The 16231-nt window shown below is 40.5% G+C and carries 11 protein-coding genes and 1 other annotated feature; of the genes, 7 read left to right on the plus strand and 4 right to left on the minus strand.

Annotated elements, in window-relative coordinates; translation table 11 throughout:
- The first annotated feature begins 45 nt into the window (after nt 1–45).
- On the plus strand, nt 46–1041 hold the full coding sequence (ysxE, locus tag CEF22_RS06345; protein ID WP_157843182.1) for a spore coat protein YsxE: 996 nt from the start codon (nt 46–48) through the stop codon (nt 1039–1041).
- Nucleotides 1042–1063: 22 nt separating this feature from the next.
- On the opposite strand, the gene CEF22_RS18815 is transcribed toward ysxE, so the two are convergent.
- Nucleotides 1064–1255: a hypothetical protein gene (locus tag CEF22_RS18815; RefSeq protein WP_100402194.1), complete on the minus strand. Its 192-nt coding sequence runs from the start codon at nt 1253–1255 to the stop codon at nt 1064–1066.
- A gap of 133 nt (nt 1256–1388) precedes the next feature.
- Nucleotides 1389–1617, plus strand: a binding site (T-box leader).
- Nucleotides 1618–1675: 58 nt separating this feature from the next.
- Between CEF22_RS18815 and CEF22_RS06355 the strand changes: the two genes are divergently transcribed.
- The 3 genes from CEF22_RS06355 to CEF22_RS06365 all read left to right on the plus strand — a co-directional run bounded on the left by CEF22_RS06355 (nt 1676) and on the right by CEF22_RS06365 (nt 9613).
- Nucleotides 1676–4318, plus strand: coding sequence for a valine--tRNA ligase (locus tag CEF22_RS06355; protein ID WP_100402195.1), 2643 nt, complete (start codon nt 1676–1678; stop codon nt 4316–4318).
- A gap of 72 nt (nt 4319–4390) precedes the next feature.
- Nucleotides 4391–5677 carry a bifunctional folylpolyglutamate synthase/dihydrofolate synthase gene (locus tag CEF22_RS06360; protein WP_100402196.1) on the plus strand — a complete coding sequence of 429 codons (1287 nt, stop codon included), beginning with the start codon at nt 4391–4393 and terminating at the stop codon, nt 5675–5677.
- 144 nt (nt 5678–5821) lie between these two features.
- The gene (locus CEF22_RS06365) at nt 5822–9613 is read left to right on the plus strand and encodes a vWA domain-containing protein (protein ID WP_100402197.1); all 3792 of its coding nucleotides are present in this window, start codon (nt 5822–5824) and stop codon (nt 9611–9613) included.
- A 62-nt stretch (nt 9614–9675) separates the two neighbouring features.
- Here the strand turns inward: CEF22_RS06365 and CEF22_RS06370 are convergent, their stop codons facing one another.
- The 3 genes from CEF22_RS06370 to CEF22_RS06380 are packed head-to-tail and all read right to left on the minus strand — an operon-like array spanning nt 9676 to nt 12988.
- Nucleotides 9676–11940, minus strand: coding sequence for a hypothetical protein (locus CEF22_RS06370; protein ID WP_100402198.1), 2265 nt, complete (start codon nt 11938–11940; stop codon nt 9676–9678).
- Nucleotides 11941–12534: a PilW family protein gene (locus CEF22_RS06375; protein ID WP_157843183.1), complete on the minus strand. Its 594-nt coding sequence runs from the start codon at nt 12532–12534 to the stop codon at nt 11941–11943.
- Nucleotides 12476–12988 (minus strand): prepilin-type N-terminal cleavage/methylation domain-containing protein, encoded by a 513-nt coding sequence (locus CEF22_RS06380; RefSeq protein WP_157843184.1) that lies wholly within the window; start codon nt 12986–12988, stop codon nt 12476–12478. The genes CEF22_RS06375 and CEF22_RS06380 overlap by 59 nt, the downstream gene beginning before the upstream one ends.
- Nucleotides 12989–13116: 128 nt before the next feature.
- On the opposite strand from CEF22_RS06380, the gene CEF22_RS06385 reads away from it, so the two are divergent.
- From CEF22_RS06385 to CEF22_RS06395, 3 genes are all read left to right on the plus strand, one after another.
- Nucleotides 13117–13737 carry a hypothetical protein gene (locus tag CEF22_RS06385; RefSeq protein ID WP_100402201.1) on the plus strand — a complete coding sequence of 207 codons (621 nt, stop codon included), beginning with the start codon at nt 13117–13119 and terminating at the stop codon, nt 13735–13737.
- 11 nt (nt 13738–13748) lie between these two features.
- On the plus strand, nt 13749–15053 hold the full coding sequence (locus tag CEF22_RS06390; RefSeq protein WP_100402202.1) for a hypothetical protein: 1305 nt from the start codon (nt 13749–13751) through the stop codon (nt 15051–15053).
- Nucleotides 15054–15058: 5 nt separating this feature from the next.
- Nucleotides 15059–16231 (plus strand): GspE/PulE family protein (locus CEF22_RS06395; RefSeq protein WP_100403929.1); only part of this gene is annotated, 1173 nt, incomplete at its 3' end.

The raw sequence follows: 16231 nt of genomic DNA on the forward strand, positions 1-16231 counted from the left end.
CTCATCGTGGGACAGCCTTACTTTTTGACAAAGCGGGTGAAGCGTGTGGAACAGCCCTTTTCAGATGTATGGAAACAATATGATTTACAGCCTAAATATATGGAATCATTCGGTCGTATCCAAAAAATATATACTGATAAAGGAAATTTTGCGTTAAAAAGAATACTAGCTACGCGCGGGATGTATTTTCTTCACAGCATGCAACGATTGTATCAATCAGGTTATCATCATTTTGTGCCTGTCTATCCAGCGCGAGACGGTCGATACGGCATTCTTGAAGGCCATCATATTTATTATTTAATGCCATGGGTCGAAGGAAGCAATGATCGCGACACGATTTTAAAAGAGAAGCAAATGCTGCGAGAAACAGCTAGGCTTCATTTATTATCTTCTAAAGAAATAGAGGTAGAGCCAGAAGAAAGACTTAAACATTATGAACAGATGAAACAGATGTGGGAACGGCAAGAAGAGCACTTAGAGCAATATATCACTTTAGCTGAGAAAGAGACGTACATGTCACCGTTTAGTCTTCAGTACGCCTTATATTATCATGACATCACGATGGCATATGTGTACGCAAAGGAAAAGCTGAAAGAATGGATGGAGGAAACGAAGGAGCATAAAAAGGTGAGAACGGTTCAAGTGCATGGGAATTTGGCGTTAGATCATTTTATTTTAGATCGTCAAGGCATGGGCTATTTTATTAGCTTAGAGCAATCTCGACCAGCAACGCCGATTCATGATCTCGTTCCATACTTTGCCCATTCTCTCGCCACCTTTCCGAAAAAAGCAGATGCCGAAATTGAACAATTTACTTATTACATGGGGCATTTTCCGTTAAAGAAGGAAGAGAAGCTATTGCTTCATAGTTATCTAGCCTATCCGGGAGCGATGTATGAAACGGTTTCTGCGTACTTTACTCGCTCGAGAAGATATAGCGAACGTCAATTTACGAAAAAACTGCAAAGGCAACATTGGCAGCTGAAAAATATTGAATACTTTCTCATCCAACCTAACTCAAAAAATAACGAGGGACTGTAACTCTATTGAATAGAGACAGTCCCTAAATCCATTCCAGATAAAGAGCAACAGCTAGTAAAATGAAAACGGCCAGTATAATAACATCAAAAGTAGTCGGGAAAAATAGTGTTCGGATTCCTTGAAACAGACAAAAGGGGACGGCTAATTGCGAACAGATCGCGCGGCATTTTCGTAGCCAAGGTGGAAGGGTATACGGATTATATCTTCTTCTCATCATTACCACCTACTTTTCCTTTTTATTATTATTATATGTATGAAAGAAAGTAAATCTTCGTGAGTAAACATGAAAAATGATGGCAATAATGATTGACGAAAATACCTGTTTTTCGATAAGATATGAGTAATAACAAAAAGCAAAGACCGGGAATAGTATGATGAACAGCAAGTCGAGCAGAGAGAAAACTCATGGCTGAAAGGTTTTCCGATAAGCCCATCAGAATGTCACCCGCGAGCTGCTTCTGTGAACGTTAGTAGCAGAAGTCGGTTACCAGCCGTTATTGGATTGAGAGCCGAATGTGCCTGCAACAGCCATTCGTGAAAAAAGGTGGCACCGCGAACAACTCCTTCGTCCTTTTGGCGAGAGGAGTTTTTTTGTGGGCAAAAAAGCAGGCTGTAAATAAAGGAGGAACATCGAATGGAAAACAATGAATTAACAATGCCGACAAAGTATGATCCACAGTCGATCGAGCAAGGGCGCTATGACTGGTGGGTGAATAGCAAGGTGTTTGAAGCGAAGGATGATCAAACGAAGGAGCCTTATACGATTGTCATTCCACCGCCAAACGTTACAGGAAAGCTACACCTTGGACATGCTTGGGATACGACGTTACAAGATATTTTAACGCGCATGAAGCGGATGCAAGGCTATGATGTGCTATGGTTACCAGGTATGGACCATGCGGGAATTGCAACGCAAGCGAAAGTGGAGCAAAAGCTACGTGAAGAAGGAAAGTCGCGCTATGATCTTGGTCGTGAGAAATTTTTAGAAGAAGCGTGGAAATGGAAAGAGGATTATGCCGGTTTTATTCGTCAGCAATGGGCTAAGCTTGGCTTAGGTTTAGATTATAGCCGTGAGCGTTTCACATTAGATGAAGGCTTGTCAAAAGCCGTTCGTGAAGTATTCGTTTCTTTATATAATAAAGGATTAATTTACCGCGGGGAGTACATTATTAACTGGGACCCAGCGACAAAAACAGCTTTATCTGATATTGAGGTTATTTATAAAGACGTTCAAGGCGCGTTCTATCATATGAAATATCCGCTTGCTGATGGCAGTGGACATATTGAAATTGCGACAACTCGTCCAGAAACGATGCTTGGGGATACAGCGGTTGCTGTCCATCCAGAAGATGAGCGTTATAAACATTTAATCGGTAAGACAGTTATTTTACCAATCGTTGGCCGTGAAATTCCAATCGTTGGTGATGATTATGTTGATATGGAATTCGGTTCAGGCGCAGTGAAAATTACGCCAGCGCATGACCCGAATGACTTTGAAATCGGTAATCGTCATGACCTAGAGCGCGTGCTTGTCATGAATGAAGATGGAACGATGAATGATTTGGCTGGCACGTATAAAGGAATGGATCGCTTTGAGTGCCGTAAACAAATCGTGAAAGATTTACAAGAGCAAGGGGTGTTGTTCAACATTGAAGAACATATGCATTCCGTTGGTCACTCTGAGCGAAGCGGCGCCGTTGTTGAACCATATTTATCTACACAATGGTTTGTTAAAATGCAGCCGTTAGCAGATGAAGCGATTGCTCTACAAGAGAAGGAAGAGAAAGTTCACTTCGTTCCTGATCGCTTTGAGAAAACATACTTACACTGGATGGAAAACATTCGTGATTGGTGTATTTCTCGTCAACTTTGGTGGGGTCACCGCATTCCTGCTTGGTATCATAAAGAAACAGGCGAAGTGTTTGTTGGTCATGAAGCGCCAGCAGATATCGAAAACTGGGAGCAAGATACTGATGTACTTGATACGTGGTTCAGCTCGGCTTTATGGCCATTTTCTACAATGGGCTGGCCAAATGAAGAGGCAACAGACTTTAAACGTTACTATCCAACAGGTGCATTAGTCACTGGCTATGATATCATCTTCTTCTGGGTATCTCGTATGATCTTCCAAGGATTAGAGTTTACAGGTGAGCGTCCATTTAAAGATGTATTAATTCATGGACTTGTTCGCGATGCAGAAGGTCGTAAAATGAGTAAATCATTAGGAAACGGTGTCGATCCGATGGAAGTGATCGATAAGTACGGAGCAGATTCCCTACGTTATTTCTTATCGACAGGAAGTTCACCAGGTCAAGACCTTCGTTTCTCAGTGGAAAAAGTAGAATCGATTTGGAACTTTGCCAATAAAATTTGGAATGCGTCTCGTTTCGCTTTAATGAATATGGACGGATTAAAATATGAAGAAATCGATTTAAGCGGTGAAATGTCCGTTGCAGATAAATGGATTTTAACAAGACTAAATGAAACAATTGAAACGGTGACAAAGCTTGCTGATCGTTATGAGTTCGGTGAAGTTGGTCGCGTGCTATACAACTTCATTTGGGATGATTTCTGTGATTGGTATATCGAAATGGCGAAGCTGCCATTGTACGGAGAAGATGAAGCAGCGAAGAAAACGACTCGTTCAATTCTTGCTTATGTGCTTGATAATACGATGCGTCTTTTACATCCATTTATGCCGTTTATTACAGAAGAAATTTGGCAAAACCTTCCGCATGATGGTGAAACGATCGTCACAGCAAAATGGCCAGAAGTGCGCCCGGAATTATCGGATGAAAAAGCGGCGAGTGATATGAAGCTATTAGTGGATATTATTCGCGCTGTTCGTAACATCCGTGCCGAAGTGAATACGCCAATGAGCAAGCAAATTAAGTTAACGATCAAAGCGAAAGATGAAGCTGTTCTTTCTGTACTTGAATATAACCGTGCATATGTCGAACGCTTCTGTAACCCAGAAGAACTGACAATTTCTGTCGATGCGGTTGCTCCTGATAAAGCGATGACCGCTGTTGTTACGGGTGCGGAATTAATTTTACCACTTGAGGGGTTAATCAACATCGAGGAAGAAATTGCTCGTCTACAAAAAGAGTGGGATAAATGGAATAGCGAAGTGGAACGCGTTCAGAAAAAATTAGGCAACGAGCGCTTCATAAGCAAAGCACCACAAAAAGTAGTCGATGAAGAACGTGCGAAAGAACAAGACTACTTAGAAAAACGTGCGGCAGTAGAAGCACGCATGAATGAATTAAAGCAATAAGAGCGGTGGCTCTAGGACGAATCTGTATATCGTGTACAGATTCGTCTTTTCATATAGATGGAGGACGTTCAAATGATACACACTCACCAAGAAGCATTAAATTGGATTCACAGTCGTCTACAAATGGGCATTAAGCCAGGGTTGTTACGAATGGAATGGTTAATGGAAAGGATGAATCATCCAGAACGACGACTGAAAACGATACATATTGGCGGAACGAATGGCAAGGGATCGACGGTTACTTACATGCGTTCGATTTTGCAAGCAGCTGGTTATGAAATCGGTACGTTCACCTCTCCTTACATTGAACAATTCAATGAGCGAATTAGCGTTAATGGAATCCCGATTACCGATGACGAATTGACTCAGCTCGTCAATGTAATCAAGCCGCTAGCCGAGGAACTTGAGCAGACAGAGCTTGGTGGACCGAGTGAATTTGAAGTGATTACGGCGATGGCTTTCTATTATTTTGCCGATGTTCATCCTGTCGATATCGTCCTATTTGAAGTAGGGCTAGGCGGACGACTGGATTCAACAAATGTCATTCAGCCACTTCTTTCTATCATTACAACGATCGGTATGGATCATATGCAATTTTTAGGTAATACGCTAGAAGAGATTGCCTTTGAAAAAGCAGGAATCATTAAAAGTGGTGTTCCGATCATTAGTGGTGTGAAACAAGAGGAAGCGAAAGCAGTAATTTCTAAGCGAGCAGCCGATCAGAAATCAACCGTTTATCAACTGGGAGAGCAGTTTCAAGGCGAGTGGCAGCAGTCACTTTCGACAGGTGAAGCCTTTCATTTTCACTCTGAATTGGCGAATATGGAGTCTCTACACACTGGTTTAAATGGATTGCACCAAACCGACAATGCGGCACTTGCTGTGATGGCGACGCTTTATTTAAAAAACTTCTCCTCCTTTTTCATCGAAGAATCACATATCCGCGAGGGACTTGAAGCGGCTTGTTGGCCAGGTCGAATGGAGCAAGTGTGCCATCAGCCAGTGATTCTGCTTGATGGCGCTCATAATCCAGAAGGCATGAAAGCATTATCTGATTCATTACAGGCACGTTATCCAGATAGCCAAATCACAGCATTGTTCGCTGGATTAAAGGATAAAAAACTAGATGAAATGATTTCCTCGCTTACGGAAGTGGCTGACACGGTTATTTTTACTACGTTCGATTTTCCGAGAGCGGCTGGCTACGAAGAATTTGAACCATTGCTAAATGAGCAAACGGTTTGGAGAGCGGATTGGGAGGAATGTATCAAGGAATTTCAACATAGTAGACAAAAGGAGCGTATTTTTGTCGTAACGGGTTCGCTTTATTTTATTTCTGAGGTGAAAAAGCTGTTTTAGTCTTCAATAGAGAGAGGAACAAATGTGTATCCTCTCTTATTTTTAATGCTTAAAAATAGGAAAAAATGACTACTAATCACAATCGAGTGTTGGTATAATTAAAGGAGCAGCGAGAGAAAAATGATACTTAAGGAGGGAAAATAGATGGTCAAAAATTCAGTAATGTTCAAATATTTCATCGTTATGCTGTTAGTGTTATCCACTATTTTTTATACACCATATTCGCTCCGATCAAATGCAGCAACAAATCCTCATATAAGCTTTAGTGTGACGCCGTCAGCTCATGAAGTGCAGCTATCCCCATCAGGTGTAGCAAAAGCTTCTCTTAACATGGAAATTTCCCCACCTTCTCATAAGGGGTCCGCAGATGTCGTGTTTGTACATGAGACATCTAAGTGGATGAACCAGAAAGTAGATAAACAAATCAAAAGTGTCGTGGCGAAACAATCGCTATTAAAGGCGATCGACTATTTTGAGAAAAATAGCGACTCACAAGATCGCTTTTATTTTGTCCCTTTTGATACGGATGTGAGTAATAAAGGCAAGGTGAAACCGACGGAAGGGTTAGCAAAGATTAGAGCGGCGGTAAGTGATATTGAAGATTACAGCTCAGGAGACAATAACTATGCGCCGGCTTTAAATGAAGCACTTGCTTACTTGCAGAACGGAAAGGCCAATCGAAAGTACGTGATCTTTCTTTCTGACGGGAATGCGAAGGGGAATAGTAATCAAGAAGCGGCTCTTGCCATTGCTCGTCAATTCAAACAAGAAAATATTGTCTTGCATAGTATTGCTTTAAATAATAGTAGCAATAATTCCTCTCACTATCGGTTTTTAGAAGAGCTTTCTACTCAAACGGGAGGGCAAGTATACAGTCCAAACGCAGCCGATGCTCCAACGGTTTATGAAGATATTGCTAAGGAAACGATGGCTGTTTCAGGCGCTGGTACAGTAAAGGTCCATCTAGATGAAGTGACGATGGAAGATGGAACAGCGGCTGGAAGTAATGTGGCATGGGAAGGGAATTCCAGCAGGGAATATTCGTTCAACTTCCAATTTAATGCTAGTAATCTATTAAACAATCAAATCGATTCCTTACCATTAATCTTCAAAAAAGCGGGAACGTACACTTTTAATAATATTGAATTACAATACAATGGAACGATTCTGACGCATCCTAAAGTAACAGTGAAAGTCGTTAACGGCGCTACATCGGACGTTGGAGTCGAATTTTCGGTTCAGCCATCCGCACCTGAATATGTGAAGCCGGTTAATCAGTTGGCAAAAGGGCGTTTGGACGTTGAAATTAAGCCGACTGGAATGGTGAAGGATGAACAGAGAAAGCCGATTGATGTCGTATTTGTTCATGATACTTCTGGATCAATGAAAGCACAATGGAACAATGAAAGAAGGTCGGTATGGGCACAGAAGGCAGCCCAGCAAGCTGTGAAATTCTTTAAGGAAAGTGCCCAGAGTGACGATCGCTATTATTTTGTTCCGTTTGATAGCGACGTTAGTTATAAAGGGAATTATGGCGTATATCCGACTGAAGATTTAGCAAATATTGAAAATGTAGTCGATTCTTTAGTGAGAAAAGATTGGTGGGGGCGCTATTTTGATTCCAGTGATGGCGGGACCAACTATAGTCAATCATTGCAATATGCGATCAGTCAATTATCCGCCATGCGTGATAGTAAAAAGTATATCATCTTTTTAACAGATGGAGAGCCGACCGTTTTAGATTACAACGGAAAAAGACATGTATTATATACGAATGGACAAGCGAGTATTGGAAATCGTGGAGCCTCTTATAAAGATGTCGAGAGCATTATTCATCGCGAAGCAAGAAATACAGCGGATCAAGTCGGACGATCAGGCGTGACGATGTACACGATTGCTTTTTCGCAAGAAGGGGAAGTCAATTACGAGCTCCTTGATGAAATGTCTAAAAAAACAGGTGGATATGCGATTGAAGCAAAGCCAGGTAATTTAACGAATGTGTTTACCGATATTTCTCAGCGCTTTGACTCTCCGGCAATAGATGGGGAAGTGACTATTGATTTAAATCAGTTTGGCGGCAAGGTGAAGGTCGATACAGGAGCCGATGCTTATGTCGATGCAGATAACGTGGCTCATATTAAATTTAATGCGACCTATCCTGCTAATAAACAGCCGATTCCGCAACTCATTCAAGCTTCTCTTCCGTTAACATTTTCGGAAAAAGGAATCTATACGTTTGATCAAATTCATTTAAAGTATAAAGATTTGAATGGTAAAGCGCATTCTATTTTACATGATCCGATCCAAATCGAAATTAAAGACGAAACCGCACCTGTTTTTGAAAACAAGGTAGAGATTGCAGGCAATAAACACTATTCTGCCGATGATTTATGGAAGGACGGAATGGTCAATGGGGAAAGCAACCAGTTCTCGATAAAGTATACATTGACACCAACCAACCAAACGAATCAACAAGTGACAGGTACAATAAGCAAAATGATCATGTACCAGCCTTTACCAGATGGTGTGAGTGTTGTAGGAAGCCCTATGAGTCCGCGTGGAGCGACCTCTAAGGAAATCACGAAGAATGGAAAACGAGTACTGGAGATCACCTTAAATGAGGATTTCACTTACAAAGGCAGTTCATTTACGCCAAAAGATGTAATCGTTCAAGTGAAACTGCAGGCGGATTATGCGATGGGATATGTGACGATGCCGCGAGCGACGATTGATTATTATGATTCGCGATTTAAAGAGCGATCACAAACCTTATCAGTCTCCCCGAAATTGATTAATATGAGAGTATTTTTGGATGAGTTTGACTTCAGGAAAGACATCAAATATGTAGGGGATTACACAGGGAAAATTCAAAAATATAGCGAACAGACAAACGAATTACTAGCTGAAACAGACTTTCCTAATGAATATGGTTTGCTCAACAAGCCAGTGAAAGGGATGGAGTTTGTTAATCAAGGGGAAAAGATCCGCATTCTTTATCATGACGACACTAAAGCGTTACTAAATATGAAAACTAATTTTGAAGTGATAGAGAATCCAACAGGGAAGCGATTAGCTGACGGAGCGAAAACACCTGGGCCAGTCTCCTTTAAAGTGTCTGATCTTGTCGCAGGTAAAGATGTAATCTATGAATATCGTCTCGTAAATAACAGTCAATCGACCGATTGGACCGTGTTTGATCCGAAGCAAGCGATCCAAATTCCAGACGAATATATCGGCCAAGTCGTGATGGAGGTTCGTACGAGCGGTGGGTTCACTATCGATCATAATCCGGTGACAAAGACAGTCGAAATTGTTAAATTAGTGGAAGGAATTGAAGTAAACCCTTCAGTAATAGAAGTATACGAGGATGAATTTGCAGGGTTTACAGTCAAAATGTTACCTGAACATGTAGGTAATCAAGAATGGACGGCAATCATTAACAACACAAATTTAGCAGAAGTGATTCCAAATGGCGATCAGATGGGTGGACGAATTAATGGGATCAAACCTGGCGAAACGAAACTAGTGATCACTTCCGTATCTAATCCAAAGGTAAGTGTTGAAGTCCCTGTGAAAATAAAAAGTAAGTTTATAGAGTTAACGGACATTCAATTTAAACAACCGAAGTGGACGTATAATGATGATGCACAGACCGACTGGATCGCGGTTGAAACTTTAATCGATTACTTGCCTTCAAATGCCACAAATAAAAGTATTACATCGGTGAGTTCAACGAATGAGAAGGTCATTAAAGTCATACAGAAAGAGGACGGCTCTTGGTGGATCCAACCCGTTGGAGTGGGCTATGCAACGCTCACTGCAACAGCTGAACGACGTAAGCAGGATGGAACATTTGTTGAAACTTTACAAGATACCGCTGTATTTGAAGTAGGTAATCATCCATCTGTTGATGGGGACTTAGACTCCAAATGGTAATTAAATGACTTATTTTTCTAGACAAAAACCCTCGAAGTGACTCTTCGGGGGTTTTGTCGTGCCTATTCTACGGTTAATTCTGCACTATAAATCGATAAGTATTTGACTTTCGGTAAGGCGTCAAAATTTTGTAGCAAGATTTCATCGTTATAATCAACGATAAAGCGTGAGTAATAATCTTCTTGCTGTTGGACAGACTTCGACATCGCATGATGAATATCTGTCACTTCACCGCGAAGAGCATTGATCGTTAACTCATTTTTTGAAAATAAGCCGCCTTCAATATAGAAGAGGGAGCCTACACCGTATAATTCTGCCGTATCATCCGTATAAAAGAAGCCTTTTAGTTTTAATGGGTGAGACACCCCTGTTTCAGCGGGCAAATAAATATCATCATCCTCTTTAGAGGGATCGAAGTTACTAAATTCGTTAATACGAGTAATTAATAGCTTTCCTTTTGATAAAAGGACTAACTGACCGTCTTGTTTACCTTCAATCTTTAAATTTGAAATTTGAGATCGATCCGATGAATAAATGACGCCATTGGCTGTAAAGACATCATTTTCCGCGCTTTCTTCTCCTTGGGCATCTCCTTGAATCGTTAACATTATTTTTTCATTAACAGCGTCAGGATAAGCAGGAGCCGCACCAGCAAACAGATTCCCTTCAAAGACGATTTCCTTCTGAGCATTGTTTTTAATCAACAGCTGCGTTGAGGCAGTTGAAAATATATCTCCTGTGATCCTCGTTGTGGAAGATAGGTCGAGCTTGATTGCTTCATAAGAGAAGAGATAATTTGGTAAAGTTAAAGACTCATTATTAGTTATAGTTAAAGACCCATCATTAGTTATCGTTAAGTTTTTTGCTGAAAGGATATTGCCTGTAACTGTTGTCTTACCTTTATTGATTACAGTTAACTTATCTTCTGTAAGAAGGCCGTCGTTCATAGCTAAAGTGCCTTCCTTTTGATTGTCGACGTAGATTTCACCGCTTGCTTGCGCTTTTTTTTCAAATTCGATACTGCCGCTATTTTCTTTAATAATGAAATCGTCGCTCGTATATATATCGCCTTTTACGAGCATTTGCTGTTGATTGTCGATGCTCAATTTTCCGGCTACAACTTCGCCATTTATCGTTAAGTGACCGTTGTTCACGATTCTTAGCGTTCCGGTCGTATAGACATTGTCTAATGTAAGATCACCATCAGTTATGATCGTTAAATCGCCATTGATAAATACATCACCTAATGCTAAACCTTTCGTTGAATGGAGGAGTCTGAGGTTTCCTTCAAGTTCTAAGCGATCGAAAGACGGGTCTGTTAATTCGAACCATTCTGGGCGTATTTTCTCTCCCGTTTCTTTATTGATCGTTAGTTGATTCTCTAAAATAGGAGGAACACCAGCGATGTTGGTAGCGAGGTTATCGATGATCTGGATTTTGCTGCTTTCCGAGAAATTCACTTTATGTAAAGCTCTAGTTCTTTCCTCGTTAAATGCATCATCAAAGTGAATTTCCTGATACTGACTGTCGTGTTTTAAATCGGGTACTTTCCCTTTATAGAAATGGTCTGGTTGTAAGACAGCTAGCATCTCTTCAAGATTAAAATCATCACTTTCATACTGAGTATTCATATAGGTCCCTGCATATAAATCCCCATAAATAGACGGGAGAGGAGTAGCTGTTTGTTCTTGGCGATCTTTGGACAACAAAAATTCGGCTTGCTCAGAAATCGTTAATTGATTAGCGAAGATATTTCCTTCGATATGAGGGGAGCCATTTAATGATAATTCACCCTTCTCCGATCCAAGTGCATATTTCAAAAAGCTAGGGATAGGGGAGAAAATGAGTCTTTTATTTGCCGTTCTTGTCATGTTTCCATTGCCTTCACGAGTTTTTGTCGTTACCGACAGGCTATACACTCTCGTTAATGTGTTGCCCCTTTCGACGCTGTAATCATCGGTAATGTCTGTGAATGTAATCTCTTCAACACCGTTTTCTGGTTTTTTATAAACGGTTTTCAAGTCTGTCATCATTTGTTCAAGACGCTGTGACACATTCGCTGGAGTCAACGTGTTGAACTTCTCGTTATTAGTAGGAATATAGATTTGATTGTCATCACTTTGTAGCTTTAATGACAATTCAGCGGTGATTTGGTCGATGACTTTGATTGCTTCATATGTTTTATTAATCTCCTCTTCTCTAACGCTCGTTCTTTTCGTTCCTCCAATACTAAAGGAAATAATCGCCAGTCCAATTGTAGTGAAAATAACCGTCATTAGAAGCACGAGAATAAGCGTGTTGCCTTTTTGGCTTTTGAGAACATTCATTTAAAAACCAAACCTACTTTCTAATCGTAATGTTTGTTTTGTGTTGGGATTTGTTAGCTGTAAGTTCAGTGAAATCGTTCCAGATACACATTTCTCCCCTTCGTTTTTACTGCAATCGACGCGGACGGTCGAACCAGCAAAGTCAGATTCTGTTTCCATGATGGCACCACCAATATCAAATTGCGCTTTGTCGTTCGCCGTTATTACTTTAATCTCGGTTGGAGGCGATGAATCAGCTTTATCTGTTTGTTCAATTTTATAGTTATTTTCATATTTTGATAGACCGATCTGTTTGGAATCTTCTATTTCGATACAGGTGTTTTTGTTGTCACACGTAGACACATAGTCGAATGGTGTTGAGAAAAATTCATTCATGATCATGGTAGTGACATAGTCCGCATCTTCACGAAAATGCACTTCATTACTTTGTTTCATAAAAGTTTTCTGTCCTGCGACCATCACACCGGTCACAACAGGGACAAGAATGCTAAGGATTACCAATGTGACGAGCAGCTCGACTAATGTTACTCCGCGATTATCGCAAATCCTCGCTTTTAATCGTTCCATCCAATGCAGTTGTTTGTTTCTTTCCATCTTTATCCCATTCCACCTCGATTTTAATCGGAATATAATGCTTCTTCTTTCCTTCTTCCGCAACTGGTTCGGAAAAAACGAAAACAGTGTATGGTTCATTGTTTACTATAATGTTTGAACAAGAGGGGGGAGCTTCTGAATCATCGTTACCGTTTATTAATTCGTACTGATTATTACAGATCATTAATTCAAAGTAGTGCTGATCCGCCTCTGTTTTATTATCAATCACATCTCCAAACGAATGGCGCATCTCGATAAAATTTTGCTTTTCCATATACATTAAGGCATTTCTAGCTACGTTTAATGCGACCGTCTTGTTTTGGTTCGAGTGATTAAACGTCGCTGATTGATAAAAGAACTGTGTCACCGACAAGAGGACAATACTAAGTATCGTTAGAGACAAAAGTAACTCTAACAAAGTGACGCCTTTTTCACACGATCTGACATGTTTCAACAGGTTTCATCTTTCCCTTCTTTCAAATTACTTGCATTTATTATACAATATCTTATATAGTATTTGATCCTAAAGGACTATAATTTATTAAGAATAAACAAAAAATTACCTACTTGAGAGGCGTTTAAATGATTGAAATCGTGCTGTTAATTATTGCTTTTATACTAATTATTCCATTATTACCATGGCTACCATTGAAGCTGAATTGGAAAGGAAAAGTGATATTCGTTTTTCTAGCATTGATCAGTGCGGGGGCTTTACTTGTTTCTCAACCTTTCATTCCGCTATGGCAAAGCGGCCTTTTAGCTTTCGGGTGCGTCGCTTTTGTTACGGTTCTCTTCCATGGCTACATTTATCGACAGGAGCGGTTTCTACCAGTAGCTGATCTAGTGAAGGTTGATGCTACTAAGGCGTTTATTTCCGCTGGGCAGCCTGTAGACGAAATTGAGGAAGCTTCGATCACTCCATTACGGGCGGAAAAGCAAATAGATGAGGAACAGGCCATCGCAGAAAGCGCATCCTCTGCCTCACTTGTTTCTGAAGAGGAAGAGCTCGATGTGATCGAATCGTTATGGGAGACATCTGAGGGAGAAATAGAAGTGCAAGCGCTGGGTGATTTAGTTGTTGATGAGGAGGAGGCCGTTCGTCCTAATGTCTCTGTTAAATCAACAGAGGATGATTATTATTTAGAGGATTTATTTGAGGAGCTACCACTTATCAGTGAAGACACCAAGCAGAAGGGAAGATAGGGATTCCTAATATGAAAATAACAAGTATGTTAAAAACATCGATCAGTTTCAGCTTAATCACCGCCTACTTAATTGGTTTTTCATATTATGGCGTTAATGCGTATGAGAAGATATTTAATCCTTCCTCAGCTTTGGAAGAAGGGACGACCGTTGGACCAATACAGTTAGGTGGTCAAACAGCAGGGGATTCTGTGAAGCTTGTCAATAATGAAATTGAAAAGTGGCAGCAAAGCAAAACGATTACTCTACAATATGTGGAGAAATCCGTACCGTTAGATCTTTCACTGATTCATTTTTCTGTGGAAGAATCGATCAACAATGCTGTTCCTGGTGAGACAGGTTTATTAGTCGCCGACGTAGTAGAAGAACAGGTGAAAGAAGATGTCTTGCGTGAATTTCCAATTATTGAAGAAAAAAGCTTTGATTTTAATGGATTGGATCAAGAACTTCAGGCAACTGCGGCTACTTTACAGCCAGGAGAATCAGTGATTGATTTGACTCGTTATTTAAGCGAACCGAGCAAACAAGCCATTGTATCGGAAGCGATCATGACAAACAGTGCGATGAGTAAAGAGCTACAAGCTTTTATTCAGCAAAATGCTCAAATGACGATCCGATCCAATCGAGCGTTTTCCTTTAACGAATGGATGCGAGAAACGGGAAGTACAGGGTTAAGCGAGAAAGATAAAAATCAATTAGCTTCCCTATTATACAAAATCGTGTTAGAAACGAATTTCCTTATTTTCGAGAAAAATCAAAGTGCTGAATTGCCACCTTATTTAGAGTTAGGCTATGAAGCGAAGGTAAGTGAAGTGAAGGATCAAGATTTCATTTTTATGAATGGTAATTTGCTAGATTATACGATTGAGTGGAAAGCAGTGAATGGAAAGCTATATGGGGCACTGAAAGGCGTACCTTTTACTTATACGTATCAAGCTGTGTTAAAGAATAAACAAATGTTTCAACCGAAGACTATTTTGCAGTTCACTCCACAATTACCGTATGGAAAGATGGTTGTGAAAGAACCGGGAACAAAAGGTGTGGCGATCGAGGTGTGCCGAGAAACGTCGGATGCTTTGAAGAAACGAAAAGAAGAGAAAGTAGCCGAGGATTTCTATCCGCCCACTCATCGGATTGAACAACATAGCTCGTTAAATCCACCAGCGCCAAAGCCGAGCGAAAAGCCTGCTCAACCAAATGGTGGAAAAGATCAAAAGGCTGATCCGAATAAAGTGAATGAAAATAAAAAGCCGTCGCAACCCCCAAAAGGGCAGACAGAAGCGACCACCAATACAGGAAATGCCAATCTTAAATAAAGGTGATGAGCATGCGTAAACATAGAAAACGTCTAGGGGATTTATTAGTTGATTCGAAACTGATTACGGCAGAGCAATTACAAAGCGCCTTAACGGAAAAAGCAGAAGGGCAAAAGCTAGGAGATGCTCTGTTGCAAAAAGGATACATTACCGAGCTACAATTAATTGAAGTGCTAGAGTTTCAATTAGGTATTCCGCATGTCAGTCTGTATCGCTATCCAATTGATCTGAAATTGCTATCGTTAATTCCGAAAGAAGTAGCAAAAAGAAATTTAATTATTCCATTGAAAAAAGAAGACAGCCGTTTATTTGTCGCTATGGCAGACCCAATGGACTATTACACGATTGAAGATTTACGGCTATCTACTGGCTTTCAAATTGAAACGGCGATTGCTACAAAGGACGATATTATTCGAACGATTAATAAATATTATGATATGGACGAATCGTTTGAAGAACTATTACAGCCGGAAGTAGAGACGAACAAAGTAAGTGAGGAAGAGCTGGATGAGGACTCGCCAGTTGTTCGTCTCGTCAATCAGCTATTGTCCAATGCGATTGCCGAAAAAGCGAGTGATATTCACATTGACCCTCAAGATACGAAGGTCACGATCCGGTTCCGAATAGATGGAAGGCTACGAATTGAGCGGCAACTGCCTAAACATATGCAAAGTATGTTAATTGCCCGTATTAAAATTTTGGCCAAATTGGATATTACCGAGCATCGTATTCCTCAAGATGGACGTATTAAAACGAATATCGAATTTCGTCCCATTGATATGCGTGTGTCAACACTGCCAACGATTTATGGCGAAAAAGTGGTAATGCGGATTCTAGATTTAAGCAGCTCGTTAAATGATTTGCATCAATTAGGATTTAACAAAGTCCATTTAAAACGCTTTGAGGAAATGATTGAACAGCCGAATGGAATCGTCCTCATTACCGGTCCAACCGGTTCGGGTAAGTCGTCCACATTGTATGCCGCTCTGAATAAGCTAAATACAGAAGAGGTCAATGTGATTACCGTTGAAGACCCAGTGGAATACCAGCTAGAAGGTATCAATCAAATTCAAGTGAACCCAAACGTTGGATTAACATTTGCGGCTGGTTTGCGTTCCATTTTGCGTCAGGACCCTAATATCATTATGGTAGGGGAAATTCGTGATAAAGAAACGGCA

It is taken from the genome of Bacillus sp. FJAT-42315, from assembly GCF_002797375.1.
Classification (GTDB): domain Bacteria; phylum Bacillota; class Bacilli; order Bacillales; family Domibacillaceae; genus Bacillus_CE.